The 15,694-nt window shown below is 52.8% G+C and carries 14 protein-coding genes; 9 read left to right on the forward strand and 5 right to left on the reverse strand.

The window, feature by feature from the left end:
• The first annotated feature begins 41 nt into the window (after positions 1 to 41).
• Positions 42 to 1,049, forward strand: a complete 1,008-nt coding sequence (locus tag ACO0LN_RS14165; protein WP_422974785.1) for a hypothetical protein — start codon at positions 42 to 44, stop codon at positions 1,047 to 1,049.
• Here the strand turns inward: ACO0LN_RS14165 and ltaE are convergent.
• A complete protein-coding gene (ltaE, locus tag ACO0LN_RS14170) occupies positions 1,042 to 2,088 on the reverse strand; it encodes a low-specificity L-threonine aldolase (RefSeq protein ID WP_422974787.1) in 1,047 nt (348 codons plus the stop codon). The two genes, ACO0LN_RS14165 and ltaE, sit on opposite strands and share 8 nt — an antisense overlap.
• Before the next feature lie 136 nt (positions 2,089 to 2,224).
• Between ltaE and ACO0LN_RS14175 the strand changes: the two genes are divergently transcribed.
• On the forward strand, positions 2,225 to 2,926 hold the full coding sequence (locus tag ACO0LN_RS14175) for a transglutaminase-like cysteine peptidase (protein WP_422974789.1): 702 nt from the start codon (positions 2,225 to 2,227) through the stop codon (positions 2,924 to 2,926).
• 40 nt (positions 2,927 to 2,966) lie between these two features.
• On the opposite strand, the gene ACO0LN_RS14180 is transcribed toward ACO0LN_RS14175, so the two are convergent.
• A complete protein-coding gene (locus tag ACO0LN_RS14180) occupies positions 2,967 to 4,925 on the reverse strand; it encodes a bifunctional diguanylate cyclase/phosphodiesterase (protein ID WP_422974791.1) in 1,959 nt (652 codons plus the stop codon).
• A gap of 224 nt (positions 4,926 to 5,149) precedes the next feature.
• Here ACO0LN_RS14180 and ACO0LN_RS14185 point away from each other — a divergent pair, with 224 nt between their 5' ends.
• The 3 genes from ACO0LN_RS14185 (at position 5,150) to ACO0LN_RS14195 (ending at position 7,653) form a co-directional block, all read left to right on the forward strand.
• Positions 5,150 to 5,449 (forward strand): DUF2288 domain-containing protein, encoded by a 300-nt coding sequence (locus ACO0LN_RS14185; protein WP_162057123.1) that lies wholly within the window; start codon positions 5,150 to 5,152, stop codon positions 5,447 to 5,449.
• Positions 5,450 to 5,540: 91 nt separating this feature from the next.
• Entirely contained in the window at positions 5,541 to 6,179 is a 639-nt protein-coding gene (locus ACO0LN_RS14190) for a hypothetical protein (protein ID WP_422974794.1), read from the forward strand.
• A 193-nt stretch (positions 6,180 to 6,372) separates the two neighbouring features.
• Positions 6,373 to 7,653: a tetratricopeptide repeat protein gene (locus tag ACO0LN_RS14195; protein WP_162039217.1), complete on the forward strand. Its 1,281-nt coding sequence runs from the start codon at positions 6,373 to 6,375 to the stop codon at positions 7,651 to 7,653.
• A gap of 291 nt (positions 7,654 to 7,944) precedes the next feature.
• Here ACO0LN_RS14195 and ACO0LN_RS14200 read toward each other — a convergent pair whose 3' ends face one another.
• The 3 genes from ACO0LN_RS14200 to ACO0LN_RS14210 are packed head-to-tail and all read right to left on the reverse strand — an operon-like array spanning position 7,945 to position 10,662.
• The gene (locus tag ACO0LN_RS14200) at positions 7,945 to 9,528 is read right to left on the reverse strand and encodes an ammonium transporter (protein WP_422974796.1); all 1,584 of its coding nucleotides are present in this window, start codon (positions 9,526 to 9,528) and stop codon (positions 7,945 to 7,947) included.
• Between the two features lie 20 nt (positions 9,529 to 9,548).
• Positions 9,549 to 9,887, reverse strand: coding sequence for a P-II family nitrogen regulator (locus ACO0LN_RS14205; protein ID WP_110254759.1), 339 nt, complete (start codon positions 9,885 to 9,887; stop codon positions 9,549 to 9,551).
• Positions 9,888 to 9,903: 16 nt separating this feature from the next.
• On the reverse strand, positions 9,904 to 10,662 hold the full coding sequence (locus ACO0LN_RS14210) for a TorF family putative porin (RefSeq protein WP_162057119.1): 759 nt from the start codon (positions 10,660 to 10,662) through the stop codon (positions 9,904 to 9,906).
• Positions 10,663 to 11,109: 447 nt separating this feature from the next.
• On the opposite strand from ACO0LN_RS14210, the gene ACO0LN_RS14215 reads away from it, so the two are divergent.
• The 4 genes from ACO0LN_RS14215 to ACO0LN_RS14230 all read left to right on the forward strand — a co-directional run bounded on the left by ACO0LN_RS14215 (position 11,110) and on the right by ACO0LN_RS14230 (position 15,694).
• Positions 11,110 to 11,352: an accessory factor UbiK family protein gene (locus ACO0LN_RS14215; RefSeq protein ID WP_162057118.1), complete on the forward strand. Its 243-nt coding sequence runs from the start codon at positions 11,110 to 11,112 to the stop codon at positions 11,350 to 11,352.
• Positions 11,353 to 11,378: 26 nt separating this feature from the next.
• Entirely contained in the window at positions 11,379 to 12,902 is a 1,524-nt protein-coding gene (locus tag ACO0LN_RS14220) for a YifB family Mg chelatase-like AAA ATPase (RefSeq protein WP_422974800.1), read from the forward strand.
• 80 nt (positions 12,903 to 12,982) lie between these two features.
• Entirely contained in the window at positions 12,983 to 13,732 is a 750-nt protein-coding gene (locus ACO0LN_RS14225; RefSeq protein WP_422974802.1) for a DUF2076 domain-containing protein, read from the forward strand.
• A gap of 222 nt (positions 13,733 to 13,954) precedes the next feature.
• Positions 13,955 to 15,694, forward strand: coding sequence for a DUF1800 domain-containing protein (locus ACO0LN_RS14230; protein ID WP_422974804.1), 1,740 nt, complete (start codon positions 13,955 to 13,957; stop codon positions 15,692 to 15,694).

The raw sequence follows: 15,694 nt of genomic DNA on the forward strand, positions 1-15,694 counted from the left end.
AAAAAATTATGCAGGCTGCTGACAAAATCAGGATAGACATGATGACAGAAAAAAAACTACTCGTCGCTGATGACATTGATCCTCTGGTTATTTTTGCGCCAGAAGAGCCCGGCCTGCAATGGCAAAGAATAGGCGGCATGGCAGTACTTGATGAAGACAGCCATCATCTCGAAATCTGCCGCATGTCATGCATGACGCTGGCAGAAGCCAAGGCATTTGCGGCAGCAGATGACCGTATCAGTTTTTTCTTTTACGTCAAACATTACGCCATCATGTATCACCATCAGGTCTTGCATGCAGGCGATGCAGTCTTCTTCTCAGGGTCACCTGCACTACATGCAGAACCAGGTGCTGACTGTTTTGAGAAACCGGCAGTACCAGACAGCAAACTGAGCATTACCGCAGCCCCTGGCAATAACTGGGTTTCAGTACAGGCGCAGTTGCAAGTACCTTTTCTCAGCAGTGAGCAGGCACATGCGTATCTGTGGCCCTGCCTGCGGCCTGGTCAGGACAATAATGTTGAAAACATGGATGGTGGCTTGCAGGCAGTACTCAGCTATAGCCCCACAATTGGCACAGGACATCATGCGGGCTGGTGGGTGTGCGGTCAGTATGTGCATGCTGGCGGCAAACAAACAACTGCGCAAACCTGCTTTGGCGGCCCCAGCATGCCAGTCAAACCTGGTGATATCCTGAGCTGCCGTATTGTGTATGACGCAGCTACCCGTAGCTGGCTGCAAACCATTACCAATGCCGCAAACAATAACAGCGTCTCTTTCCCGGTATCGATAAAGCAGAAACCGGGAGAGGCGCATGAGAGAAACTCTGTCAGCTTCAGCCTGGAAAATCTCTCACAGCAAAGGCAGCGTGATTTGCACCAGTGCCTAAGCCTGTTCAATGTCATCATCAAGGCCAAATACCCGCAAAGCAACTTGGGACTGGGGCTAAGTAGCCTGCCCTATGTGGATCATGCAAGACTATGCGAAAACCAGACCAGCCTGCATGTCAGCCGCATCATCCTGTACAGCCCCATGCAGGATGTCAGATAGGCGATACGCCGGGATGCTTGCTGAAGTAGGTCTGGAATACAGACAGCACTTTATCGATATCGGCAGCCGAGACATCGAGATGGGTGACCATGCGCATGTGCGGGGTGACCCTGGTGAGGATGCCATTTTCGCGCAAGAGTTCTGCCAGCCCGGCACAGGCCGTAGCGGGCAGGTCGGCATAGACGATATTGGTTTGCGGCGTTTGCACTTGCAAGGCGCTGATCTGGCGCAAGCCATTCGCCAGACGTTCTGCATTGGCATGGTCTTCTGCCAGACGCGGGATATGATGCTCCAGCGCATACAGACCGGCAGCAGCGAGCATACCGGCCTGGCGCATGCCACCACCCAGCATCTTGCGCCAGCGTTTGGCCTGATTGATCAAATCATGACTGCCGCACAGCACAGAACCTATGGGTGCGCCCAGACCCTTGGACAAACAGACCGAGACACTGTCAAATCCCAGCACTGCCTGCCTGGGGCTGATGCCCAGCTTGACGATGGCATTGCAGATGCGCGCGCCATCCAGATGGGTGGCCAGGCCGCGCTCATGGGCGAGGCTGGTGGCAGCTTGTAGGTAGTCAGGTGGCAGAACCTTGCCGCCTATGGTGTTTTCCAGCGCCAGCAAACGGCTGCGGGCAAAGTGAAAATCGTCTGGCTTGATGGCATTGGCAATATCGTCCAGGGCAATGCTGCCGTCTGCCTGGTTGGTCAGGGGCTGTGGTTGTATGCTGCCCAGCACGGCGGCACCACCGCCCTCGTATTTATAAGTGTGCGCCTCTTGCCCTACAATGTATTCATCACCGCGGGCGCAATGTGCGAGCAGGGCCAGCAAATTGCTTTGTGTGCCGGATGGGGCGAACAGAGCAGCTTCATAGCCAAACAGGTCGGCGGCATAGTCTTGCAGGCGATTGACGGTGGGGTCATCACCATACACATCATCACCGAGTTCGGCAGTATGCATGAGTTCACGCATGGCAGGAGTAGGTCGGGTGACGGTGTCACTGCGTAAATCTATCCAGTTTTGCTGGCTTTCTGACATGGCTTTTCCTTGTGGAGGGAGGTGATCTATTTTAACAATTTTCATCTGACAATTTTTAAAGCCACAAATCCGGGTATTGCGGCACTAGAAACAGCTACACTGTTGCTCTTGTACATGCTTACCAGATCAATCACCCATGCGCAGTAAGGATGCGAAAATCGCTGCCAGCCTGTTTTTGCTGCTGGGCCTAATAAGCCCGGCAGTGGTATCTGGTTTGGTAGATTTTTCGCAGGGCCTGATCGAGCATGTGCACAAGCGCTTTGGCGCTGAAGGGCCGCGTCGGCTGACACAAATGCAGATCGCTATCAACAAGATCAAAGCCACTGCTGGAAAAGATTTTGCCAAAAATGCCGCACGCTCTAGCGATGGACTAGTTGAAATGCCGGTCTTGCGGCAGGTGAATGATTTTTATAACCGCGTTCCCTACTTCAGTGATCAGGAACACTGGGGCGTCAATGATTATTGGGCGACGCCGGTAGAATTTATCGCATCCTGGGGTGGTGATTGTGAAGACTATGCGATTGCCAAATACATGACACTGAAAGACCTGGGGATACCGGCAGAGCGCCTGCGCATTACCTATGTCAGGGCGACCCGCATAGGTGAGACGCATATGGTGCTGGCCTACTATCCAACGCCTGCCTCCGAACCCTGGATACTAGACAATCTCGTCGATGAGATACAGCCGGGCTCTGCCCGCAGTGACCTGGTGCCTGTGTATAGCTTTAATGATGAAGACCTGTGGTTGGCCAGCGGCAATACCCGCAAGGGCGGCGCATCGACTGTGCGCCTGTGGAAGGAGTTGATAGAAAAAATGGAAAAAGAAAAACGCATGTGAGCGGCTTTCAGTTTCAGTAGGCTCTGACGACACTCTCCACTTACCCTGCCTCAGCCATGACTATCTTTTCTGGTGCGCCAAAATAAAAGCCCTGTCCACATTCGACCTGATCTGCAATCAGCAATTGCAGCGATGATTCGCTTTCCACATTCTGGGCTATCAGGGGTATGCCCAGGGATTGCGCGAATTTGACGATGGCGCGCAAGTGGGCGTGGCTGTTGTCGTTCGTGGCGACTTCCTGCACCAGGCCACCATCTAGCTTGATATAGTCTGGCGGTACTTCGCGAATGAAGTTCAGGGCATGCGGGTCCAGACCAAAATGATCGACACCAAAACGCACGCCTAATTCGCGCAAGACACTGACAAATTTCCTGGTCACGGCATGGTCTTTGGCGCAGGCAAATTCACTGATCTCCACTGACAACAAGGCCGTCAGCTCTGGCGAATATTTGAGGCGCGCCTGCATCCATTCACAGAACTCTTTGCTCTCCATCGATTGCAGGGACACATTGATGGCGATATTTTTATAGGTACCGCGATTTTTCTGCAGCATCTCCATAACCAGGGTCACTACCGCCTGGTCTATCTCGGGCATGAGCTGGTGACGCAGGGCCATGGGTAAAAACTGGTTGGCCGGAACCAGGTTGCCCTGGGTATCAAGCAAACGCGAAAAAACTTCATGATGGACAAGCTGGCGCAATTGCAGGCGCATGACGGGTTGGGCAAACAAGACCCAACGGTGGTCTGCGAGGGCATTGTGGATCAGGGTACGCCAGCCATGTGAACCGGCGATGACGGCTTCACTGTCTTCCATAAGGGTCAGGCTGATCTGTCCATTACCAGCCTGGCGCATGACTTCTATTGCCAGGTCTGCCCGTGAGAAAATGTCGCCGCGTGTTTGCGCCGGGCCAAACACCAGGGCACCGGCAGCCAGGCTGACCTGGCGCGAGGCACGCAGCAATACCTGGTTCAGGCGGTATTGCAATGCATCTACCAGTAGCTGCATGGTCTTTTGATCGACATCGATACACACCGCTGCCATTGAGGCACCGCCTATGCGACCGAGGATATTGCTATATTTGCTGAAGACTTCTGTGACCACCGTCGCCACATCGGCCAGCAGGATATCGCCCTGCTGATAGCCGTGCTGGTGGTTGTATTCTTTGAGGCCATCGAATTCCAGCACAAAGATGACGGCAGTTTCAAAGCGCCCTTCTTCTGACAGCAAATGATTGAAGCGCAAGTCAAAACCATGACGGTTTTCCAGACCACTGACTTTGTCGATGAAGGCTTCGCGCCTGAAATTTTCTGCCCTGGCGATTTCTTCATCAAGCAGGCTCGATATGCGCTCTGTCATGTGGTTCATGGCGACCACTACACGCTGCAGCTCGCGGGTCTGAGGCACGACTTCAATACGGCGGAAATTCTTGGCCTGTATGGCAATCGCGACTTCTTCGATTTTTTCCAGCGGCCCCAGGATAATTCTCAGCAAGACCACAGTCAGGCCCCAGACCACCAGGTACATGGCAAACATCCACAAGGCCATTTCCCTCATCGAACGCCACAGGTAATCGTAAGCATAAGCCGGGTGGCTGACCACAACAACCTTGCCCAGCTGACGCCAGCCAGAAGAAATGAAAGCCTCGCCCGGCGGGGTCTGCAAGTCAAACAAGGCAGGTAGCCAGGCTGGCACATTGTCTTTGCCCGCGCTCAGCTCCTTGTGCAGCAGCACTTTGCCTGCCGGATCAAGAACCACGATTTTTTTATAATAACCGCGGTCAAACAGGGTGGAAATCTGGATATTTGCCAGCGTCTGGTCATTCTTGGCCAGTGCTTCTTCGAGAGGACGTGACAAGGCGGTGGCCGCATCCTGGGCATGCGAGGCCAGTTGCTGCTGCAAATAGTCCCGCATCGTCAGCACAGACAGGATTTGCAATCCAAGAAACACGGCAAAAAAGATGATGGATATGGCAAGAAGGAGTTGGCGTCTCAGCGTCATAAGGTCTCTTTGAGTGTTTTCATTCCCTGGAACTCATTTCTGTCTGCGATTTTCTATATATTGAAAAGTCTTGCTTATGGCGACTTTAACAAGAAAATAGCCTTTCCCGCTTATTTCTTCCGCTTTATTTCAGGATTTGCATAAAATTATGGATGTGGAGCATTGTTTGCGCATTGTTTGTGCATTGTTTACCACCCCGGCTCAATATATTTTAATTAAATTTCATGTCCAATACTGATATTTTACGTAGCAAGATCAATCTCGAAACCGCAGCTTACCCCTGGAGTGAACTATTACGTCATTTTGCAGGTGGCACAGTACTGGTGGTCCAGCCCGGCCTGGACCTTGTCGAAGTTGCCTTCCACATGGCAGAAGACCATGCAGATGTGATCTCTGCCCTGCTTGAGCATGGCCAGATAGGCAAGGTCAGCGATGAGCAGGCCCAGGCATGGCTGGAGCAGGACGCACAGCACTGGACCGTAGTGGTCAAGCCCTGGATACTGGTGCAGGAAAGACAAAAATGACATTGCCGACGACATTGCAGGCTGACATGAACTTTTAACAAGCAGGGGCTGTCTGAGTCGAGATACCGTAACAGCATAGTTTGGGAAAGGCATGATGCAATTTTCTCTGGCAACTACACATTCACCAGCAAATCATGGGATCAGCAAACCGGGCTTTCCGGCAATGACCGTCTTGCTGGTGATTCTCGCCCACCTGCTTTTCTGGCAATTACTGCGTCATCAACACGCCACTACGAGGGCGGGTGAGAGCCATCCCTTGATGCAGTACCTGCAATTATTGGATATCGCCCCTAAACCTGTCCCGCCAAAGGCAAGCCAGCCTGTAGAGGAGTCTGCCAAACCTGAAAAGCTCGCTAAAAAAGAAGCCAGCAGGCCCATTACTGCCAGCAAACCTGCCAAGTCAATGACCCGCCCAGAGCAGCCAGCGGCAGAAATCGTGCCTTTCGCCGTCAGCCAGCCCTCAACTCAAACGAGTATCAGCCCCGATAGTCCAACGGGACTGGGTCTGAACCTGGAGTCTGTGCGCAAGTCGGCCCTGGCCATGAAGTCCACAGAAATTGAACAGATACAGGCCAGCCACAGGCGGGGCGACAGCCTGGAAAAGCGGCTGGGTGAAGGCACCAGACGGGCAGAAAAGAAAGAGTGCCTGAAGGCATATTCAGGAGTAGGCATACTGGCTGTCATCCCGCTGGCTGTCAGCGCCGTTGTGGACACAGGCTGCAAATGGTAATGCTGGCAAGAGCTCGGCTATAATGCCGGATTCCGTACTGTGAAACGGGCTTGCATGGAACGGCCAGGGCATAAGCAGGGATGAAGGCCGGTACTACGCCTGTTGTCATTTGTATTATTGATGTGTTTTGACTGATTGTTGCACAATGTTTTTGCATTATTGCAATGATTTTCATTTTTTATCTGGATCATTCATGAAAAAAACTTCTTACCTGTTCGCCGCCATGATGCTGGCAGCACTTGGCTCTGGCTTCTCTCCCGTGACTGTGAATGCTGTTCAGGCACAAGAAGCGGCTGATCCTGCGAAGCAACAGACAGTACGTCCAGAAATGGGCAAGCCGCTTAATGAAATCCAGGACTTGCTGAACGCCAAGCAATATCCTCAGGCCCTTGAAAAAATTAATGCCATGGATGCCGCCCTGGAAAAGAAAACGCCTTTCGAACTGTTTACCATCCACCGCTTTCGTGCCGTGGTTGCTTCAAGCATCAATGACTCAGCGCTGATGGCAAGTTCCTTCGAATATATGATTTCGACTGATTTTCTGAAAGATCCAGAGAAGCAGCGCCTGACTGAAGCCATGGCCAGCATGTTTTTTGGCGAAAAGAAATATGCACAGTCCAGAGTATGGGCTGAGCGCTTCCTGGCAAAAGCACCTGGCAATGAAGTCATGGCTAATCTTATCGCCCGGACCTACTACATAGAAAATGACTTTGCCAATACCATCAAAGTCGTTAACGCACAGATTGCAGAGGACGATAAGGCAAAACGCAATCCTAGCTCCGACAATCTTAAATTGCTGTATAGCGCTTACCAGCAGCTCAAGGACTGGCCCAACTATGCCTTGGCTCTGGAGCGTCTGGTAGCACTGTATCCAACGCCTGAATACTGGGCAGGTCTGATTTATAGCGTAACCAAGAAGCCCGGTTTTTCTGAACGTATGCAGCTCGACTATTACCGCCTGCTGTTGCTCAATGACAAAATTGAAGATGCTGCGGACTTTGTCGATATGGCAGAGTTAGCCTTGTTGGCTGGCTCACCTGCAGAAGCCAAGGCAGCAATGGATGCCGGCTATGCTGCCAATGTACTGGGCACGGGAAAAGAAGCAGCCAAGCAAAAACAATTGCGTGACCGCGTCAACAAACAGGCTGCTGACGACATCAAGAGCCTCGATGCCGGTGAAGCAGCCGCCAAGAATGCCAAGACCGGTATAGGCTTGGTTAACATTGGTTACAACTATATTGTTAACGGCCAATACGATAAAGGCCTGACACTGATGGAACAAGGTATCGCCAAAGGTGGCCTGAAATATCCTGAAGAAGCCAAGCTGCATCTGGGCATGGCTTACCTCAAAGCTGGCAAGCGCGACAAGGCGGCTGAAATCCTGAAATCCGTTAAAGGCAGTGATGGCTCTGCTGACTTTGCACGCTTGTGGCTGCTGGTACCCGCCAATAAATTTGCCCCTGAAGCAAAATAAGCTGACGGATATCTCCTCAGTTGACAAACCGTTTTAAGAAATACGCCACCTGCGGGTGGCGTATTTTTTTGGCCCGTGCTTGTGCAGATGTTCAGATATAGACTCGCCGCCAGATAAAAAAAGGCTGTTTTGCGTTATGCAAAACAGCCTGTCAAGTTCAGTACAGCAAGCTCTGATTACGGTACTGACGGTACACCTTTGGATACTCTTTACTGCCCCAGCCTGATCGAAGTATCAGATACAGGCTGGGCAAAACTTGTTACTCAGATCGCGTTCAGATCAAGGACCGAATCATGAATGGTAAGCAGACTCACCATGGCTGGTGATGTCCAGACCTTCACGTTCTTCATCTTCTGGCACACGCAGACCAACCACCAGATCAACCAGTTTGTAAGCCACGAAGGACACGACGCCTGACCAGATGATGGTCGTGCCGACTGCAGTCGCCTGTGTCATAACCTGACCGAAGATGTCGTAAGGATCAGCCGACATTTTGTTGGTGACATAGTCGAATATACCTTGGCCGCCGAGGGATGGTGCAGCAAACACACCAGTCAGCAAAGCACCCAGGATACCGCCGACGCCATGCACACCGAAGACGTCAAGGGAGTCATCTGCACCCAGCAGGCGTTTGAGGCCATTGACACCCCACAGACAGACGATACCTGCCAGCAAGCCGATGACCAGCGCACCCATAGGTCCGACGAAACCGCAAGCTGGTGTAATCGCGACCAAACCGGCTACCGCACCAGATGCACCACCCAGCATGGAAGGCTTGCCTTTGGACATCCACTCACCAAATACCCATGACACAGTTGCTGCAGCCGTTGCCAGCAAAGTATTGATGAACGCCAGTGCTGCGACATCGCCTGCTTCCAGCGCGGAACCCGCATTGAAACCAAACCAGCCCACCCACAACAGCGACGCACCTATCATCGTCATTGTCAGGGAGTGAGGTGCCATGGATTCTTTACCATAGCCTACACGTTTGCCTATCAGGTAAGCACCGACCAGACCAGCGACCGCGGCATTGATATGCACGACGGTGCCACCAGCGAAGTCCAGCGCGCCTTTTTGGAACAGGAAACCAGCTTTGGCAGTTTCTGTCGCCAGGGTTGCTGCATCCTTGATCGCATCAGGACCAGTCCAGAACCAGACCATGTGAGCAATAGGCAGGTAGCTGAACGTGAACCACAAGACCACGAACAGCAGTACAGCAGTGAATTTTGCACGCTCTGCAAAAGCACCGATGATCAGACCGCAAGTGATGGCTGCAAATGTCGCCTGGAAAGCTACATAGGCAAACTCAGGAATTACCACGCCTTTACTGAACGTCGCTGCCGTAGCAAATGTTGCCTTGGCTGGGTCCCAGATACCTTTCAAGAACAGACGGTCAAACGAACCGATGAACCTGCCGCCTTCAGTAAATGCCAGTGAATAACCATAGATACACCACAGAACAATAATCACGGCGAAGATCATGAAGACCTGCATCAGGATGGACAGCATGTTCTTGGAACGGACCAGGCCGCCGTAGAACAGTGCCAGGCCAGGTATGGTCATCAGGATGACCAACAAAGTAGCAACCATCATCCAGGCAGTGTCGCCTTTATTTGGCGTTGGTGCAGGTGCGGCGGCAGCACTGGCTGCCGCAGGTTCAGCCGCCGCTGCCGGGGCAGAAGCAGGCGCCACCACAGCAGCAGAAGCCGGAGCCGCTGCAGGTGCAGAAGCGCTGGCCGTCGCAGTAACTGAGGCAGCAGAAGCTGCCGCAGGTTCAGCTTTGGCCGATGCATCCTGCGCCGACGCGACAGAGGTGAAACCGACAGTGACCAGCAAAGCAGCCCCCGCCAGCATGTTCTTCAACAGTTTTTTCATGTGAACTCCCTGGTTAGCTATCAGAGTGCGTCGTTACCGGTTTCACCGGTACGGATACGCACAACTTGTTGCAAGTCATAGACAAAAATCTTGCCGTCACCGATCTTGCCGGTACGGGCTGCGGTTTCTATTGCTTCGATGGCGCGATCAACTATCGCATCATCCACGGCAGCTTCAATTTTTGTCTTGGGCAGGAAATCAACTACATACTCGGCACCACGGTACAGTTCGGTGTGACCTTTCTGACGACCAAAGCCCTTCACCTCGGTCACGGTAATCCCTTGTACGCCTATGGTAGATAAAGCCTCGCGGACCTCATCCAGCTTAAAAGGCTTGATAATTGCGGTAATCAGTTTCATGCTCGCCTCGTTTTTTTTAAAATGTTTTAACTGCTGACAATACCAGTGTCGTTTTGCCTGTGAACTTGCCTGCTGGTGTGACATACAGTTTTTTCTCAGCATTCGTACCCAGCGCTGCGATACCAAAATTCACACCAAAAAACTCTTTATTCACACCGATTTTCCAATCGGAATAAGAATAGGCACCATTGTTCTTGACTGTTTGGTGGCCAGCATGCAGGGCCAGCGTATAACCCTCAGGCAACTCAATGTTTGCACCCAGGTCCAGGTAACCACTGTTCTTGCTGTCGACAAAGCCGAACAGGTTAGTGACGGAGTGTGAATACTTGATATAAGCTGGGCCCATGCCTACCTGGCCGTAGATTTCTGTCGTGTTGGCATCAGCAAAACCAGCTACCTTGTTCAGACCATTGGAAGGGTATATGTAAGTCAGGACGCCGACGTCATAAGATACATCCTTGGTGATTTCGCCTTTTTTACCGGCATAGATATCCCATTCAAGATCGCCACCACCGCCTGCATCCTTGGTCCATTTAATCGTAGATAACCATGTGCCAGCATAAAAGCCACTGGGGTTGTGCACGTAATCTGCACCTCCCTGCAAAGCAGGATCAAGACGCGATTGCGCAATTGCACGATAGCGGTATTCGCTGACCACACCAATATTGAAGCTGACCTCATTGTCTGGCTTAGCTTCTGGCTTGGCATCTTCTGCCTGGGCAAAACCACCAAAGAATGTTGTGACTACAGCAGCGGCGATTACTAGTTTTTTCATTGCGCTTCCCCCTATTGATTAAGATTTGATTAGATTGAACCCTGGACAGAATCTGTGTTCAGCTCATAGCGGCACGCATAGATACTTATGACCATTTGCATACCCACTGCTTGCATCAGGCAAACTCTTAAATTCTTATTTCCCTTCTCTGTTAGCAGGAGTCGTGCCAACCAGGATCTCCCCATCAATAGATTGGAGACAAGGCACGGCGCCCAGAGTGTATTAATATGCGTACAGCCCGATAAACCCTGAGCCCAGCCTGATTTTTATATTGCGCTGCAATACCAGTAGCAGCTTGGGCAAGATGCGCTATCATTGCCACATAGGTAAATTTGCAAGCAAAAAAACAGCTTTACGCACCAATTGCGGGCAAGAACAAATTCGCACAAAAAAGTGGTAACGCATGATTTGCACCAAAGATGTGCATTTACAAGATAGAGGATAAAAATGGACAAGCAAAATTTCTTTAATGACATGCAGGCCAAGATCAGCCAGGCAATCGAAAACTCGCCAGCCAAGGACATAGAAAAGAATGTCAAGGCCATGATGAGCCAGGGTTTTTCCAAGCTGGACCTGGTGACGCGAGAAGAATTTGATATCCAGGCACAAGTGCTGGCTAAGACGCGCGCAAAGCTCGAAGCCCTGGAGGCACGCGTGGCCGCGCTCGAAGCACCACCAAAAGCCGACTAAAAAAAGACAACTAAACCGCAGACCGCATGTCCTTAGCCGTACTTAAAAGCCGCGCCCTGAATGGCATGGATGCGCCACAGGTGACTGTGGAAGTGCATCTGGCCAATGGCCTGCCCGCCTTCACTATCGTTGGCCTGCCCGAAACCGAAGTCAAGGAATCCAAGGACAGGGTCAGGGCTGCCCTGCAAAATGCCCGCTTTGAGTTCCCGAACAAGCGCATCACAGTGAATTTGGCGCCAGCAGATTTGCCGAAGGAATCTGGCCGCTTCGATTTGCCTATCGCGCTGGGTATTCTGGCGGCATCCGGGCAGATCCCTGGAGATGCACTGGAACAATATGAGTTTGCCGGAGAGTTATCACTGTCAGGCGAACTGCGGCCGATACGCGGCGCACTGGCAATGACGTTTGCGATCTGCAAAAGCCAGCAGCACTCGGCACAGGAACCCGCCTTCATTTTGCCACGCGCGAACGCCGATGAAGCGGCGCTGGTCAGCGATGCGGCGATTTATCCCGCTGATTCGCTGCTACAGGTATGCGCTCACTTCGCTGGTGTCGATGGCGAACAAAGACTGGCGCGTCACCATCCAGCCTCCAGACCCAGTCGCCCGACATATGCTGACTTTGCGGAAGTCAAAGGTCAGTTACAGGCAAAACGCGCACTTGAAGTAGCTGCCGCAGGCTCCCATTCGGTACTTCTGATGGGGCCGCCTGGCACCGGTAAATCGATGCTGGCAGCCCGCTTCCCCGGCATCTTGCCAACCATGACTGATCAGGAAGCACTGGAATCCGCAGCAGTACAGTCCCTGACTTCCGGTTTTTCCATAGAAAAATGGAAGGCGAGACCCTACAGGGCACCGCATCACACAGCATCTGCGGTTGCATTAGTAGGTGGAGGTGGAACACCGCGTCCAGGCGAGATTTCTCTGGCTCATCGTGGCGTCCTTTTCCTCGACGAATTACCCGAGTTCGATAGAAAAGTGCTGGAAGTTTTACGTGAACCGCTGGAATCTGGCCATATTACCATCTCACGCGCGGCGCGTCAGGCTGATTTCCCGGCACGCTTTCAATTAATAGCTGCCATGAACCCATGTCCTTGCGGCTACTTCGGGCACAGCAATGGCAAATGCCGTTGTACACCGGACATCATCGCCCGTTACCAGGACAGGATATCCGGCCCTCTGCTGGACCGCATAGACATGCAGATACAAGTCGGCGCACTGCCACATGCGGACTTGCTCAAGCAGGCCGATGGTGAGGCCAGTGCCAGCATACATGCAAGGGTAGAAACTGCTTTTGAGCGACAACAACAGCGCCAGGGCAAAGCAAATAACCTGTTATCGACCACAGAAATTGACCTGCACTGCCAACCGGATGCACAAGCCGGGCAGCTCTTGCGCAATGCCATGACCAAGCTCAACTGGTCAGCCCGCGCCTATCACCGCGTCTTGAAAGTCGCCCGCACGATAGCCGACCTGGCTGGTTCAGCCCATATCGTCACGCCACATGTGGCCGAGGCTATCCAGTACCGGCGTGCACTCCGGGATCAGTAAAGCCGGCCACGGCATTGAAATTATCATTGCCATGACCAGATAGGGGACAGCATTAATGTATCTCTCAACAGGAGTTGATCATGTCCCCGCAAGAAATCCAGGTTTTACAGAATTTTCTCGACCAATTAGTGAAAGTGCAAGACAGCAATAAAGATGCGCAGGCGCTGGCGATGATCAATGAGGCCGTCAGCAAGCAGCCAGATGCACATTATCTGCTGGTACAGCGAGCCTTGTTGCTGGATCAGGCTTTGTCCAATGCGAACCAGCAAATTGCCAGCCTGCAAACCCAGTTGCGTGATGTGCAGGCGCAAAGAAACCCGGCACCGGCAGGCAACTTCCTCGACCCTGCGACGACAGGCTGGGGCAATAGTGCCAGCAGCCGTGCCCAGCCTGCGGCCAGCTACAGCGTCAGTGGGCAAGCATTGCCACCGCCTCTCCCGGCAAGTTATATGAATGCAGCAGCGCCTGTGGCGGCACCGGCGTCAGGCTTTTTTGGTGGTGGCGCTGGCAATGTACTGGGTACGGTGGCAGCCACTGCGGCAGGTGTTGCTGCGGGTGCCTTTCTATTCCAGGGCATAGGGCATTTGATGGGTGGCCAGCATCATGCAGCCAGTACTGACAATGCCGCTGCGCAGCTCAACCAGGGCGGTGGTGATTTGATCCCCGGTTATTTTGATACAGGCAATACCAGCAATCCTAGCAACACCAGCGCCACCAATTCTAATACTGACAGCACTGCCCACGCATCTCCTCTGGCTGATGCTACTCCTTCAGAGTCTGCATTTGCGGATGACAATTATTTTGATGGCGATGATCTGGACCTGGCCTGACCCCAGCCCCTATCCCGCCTGATTACAAACCATCTCATCAGCCCGGCTTCACAAGCAGGCTTGCTTTCCAAACAGGCAAACCTGTTCCTTATCTTGCAGTTGACAGGCCCGTATTTTTGTTACAGCGCGTTACGAAAATGTGGGTAAATATACATATACTGCGTATCACGGTTTATCGATTGATGCGTTATAGATGGATGTCAACGGAAAAGGCAGAGCGAAATGACGACCCGACTGAATTTGCAACATGCCCTGGCTGCCAGCGTGCTGGTCTTGCTGAGTGCCTGTAGCACCACTTCCCAGCAACAGGCAACGGATAACAGCAAACTGCCGCCGGTAGGCAATACGCTGAGCAAAGCCGCAGTGGCGCCAGAAGCCTTGTTGAACCGTCTGAGCTGGGGCAGCAATCCATCCACATTGCAGGCCATGCAGACCTTGGGCCCGGACCGTTACCTTGACCAGCAGTTGCGCGGGCGCAATGCCACCCTGCCTGCTGCGATACAGGCGCAGGTCGATGCGATGACCATTTCGCGTCAGCCTTTCATGGATACCATGCGTGACCTGGAAGCACGTCGCGTTGCCTCTGAACAGCAAAAAGGTACGGACGACACGCTGCGCAAGGAATACCAGCAGGAAATGACACGCCTGGCCAGGGAAGCCGCCAACCGGGCCCTGCTGCGTGACATTTACTCTTCCAACCAGTTGCAGGAACAGATGAGCTGGTTCTGGATGAATCATTTCAATATCCATAGCGGCAAGCACAATATACGGGCGATGCTCGGTGATTTTGAAGAGCAGGCGATACGCCCGAATGCCCTTGGCAATTTCCGTGACTTGCTGCGCGCGACGGTCATGCATCCGGCCATGCTGCGTTATCTTGACAATGAATACAATGCTGTCAACCGCCTCAATGAAAACTATGCGCGCGAATTGATGGAATTGCACACCATGGGTGTTAATGGTGGTTACAGCCAGAAAGATGTGCAGGAGCTGGCCAGGGTGCTCACCGGTGTCGGTGTCAGCCTGAACAAGGATGCGCCGCGCATGAAACCTGAACAGGAAAAGCTGTATGTCAGGAAAGGCATGTTTGAATTCCAGCCGCAGCGCCATGATTTTGGTGACAAGCAAATTCTAGGGCAAACCATCAAGGGACGCGGCATTGCCGAACTTGATGATGTCTTGCTGATGTTGTCCAGGCAACCTGCCACGGCGCGTTATGTGAGCCAGAAACTCGCGCAGTTCTTTGTGGCGGACAACCCATCAAAAGACCTGGTAGAGAAGATGGCACAGCGCTTCCTGCAAACCGATGGCGATATCCCGGCGACCCTGCGTACCATGTTTGACAGCCAGGAATTCGTCGCCTCGCTGGGCAAGAAATTCAAGGACCCGATGCACTATATGCTGGCCTCGGTACGCCTCGCCTATGACGGCAATACCATCGTCAATACCGGCCCCATGCTGAACTGGCTGAATATGATGGGCCAGCAACTGAACGGCCGGCAGACACCGGATGGTTACGCACTTGATGAAAGCGCCTGGGCCAGCTCGGGTCAGATGACAGTGCGCTTTGATATTGCCAGGTCACTCGCGAATGGCAACCCTGGTTTGTTCAAAGTCGATACGCCAGCGCCATCTGCTACAGCGGCGGCAGCTATGCCAGTAGCATCGATGATGACACCGCCAGTTGCTGTAAGCGGCATGCAAGCGCCCGTAATGCCAGCATCGGCAATGTCACCGGCACCTGCAGCATCTGCAATACCAGTACCAGCAACAGCGCAGGCAACAACACCTGCGGCACCGGCTGCACCTAAGCCACCGCCACCGGCGCTGGCAACTTCGGGCTATGTGAAAAACTGGAGCAAGCAATTCAGCCCGGCCACGCAAACTGCGTTGAGCCAGGCAAGTACACCGCAGGAGTGGAATGCCTTGTTCCTCGCCTCGCCTGAAATGATGCGCCGCTAA

It is taken from the genome of Undibacterium sp. TC9W (assembly GCF_049339865.1).
Taxonomy (GTDB): Bacteria; Pseudomonadota; Gammaproteobacteria; order Burkholderiales; family Burkholderiaceae_D; genus Undibacterium.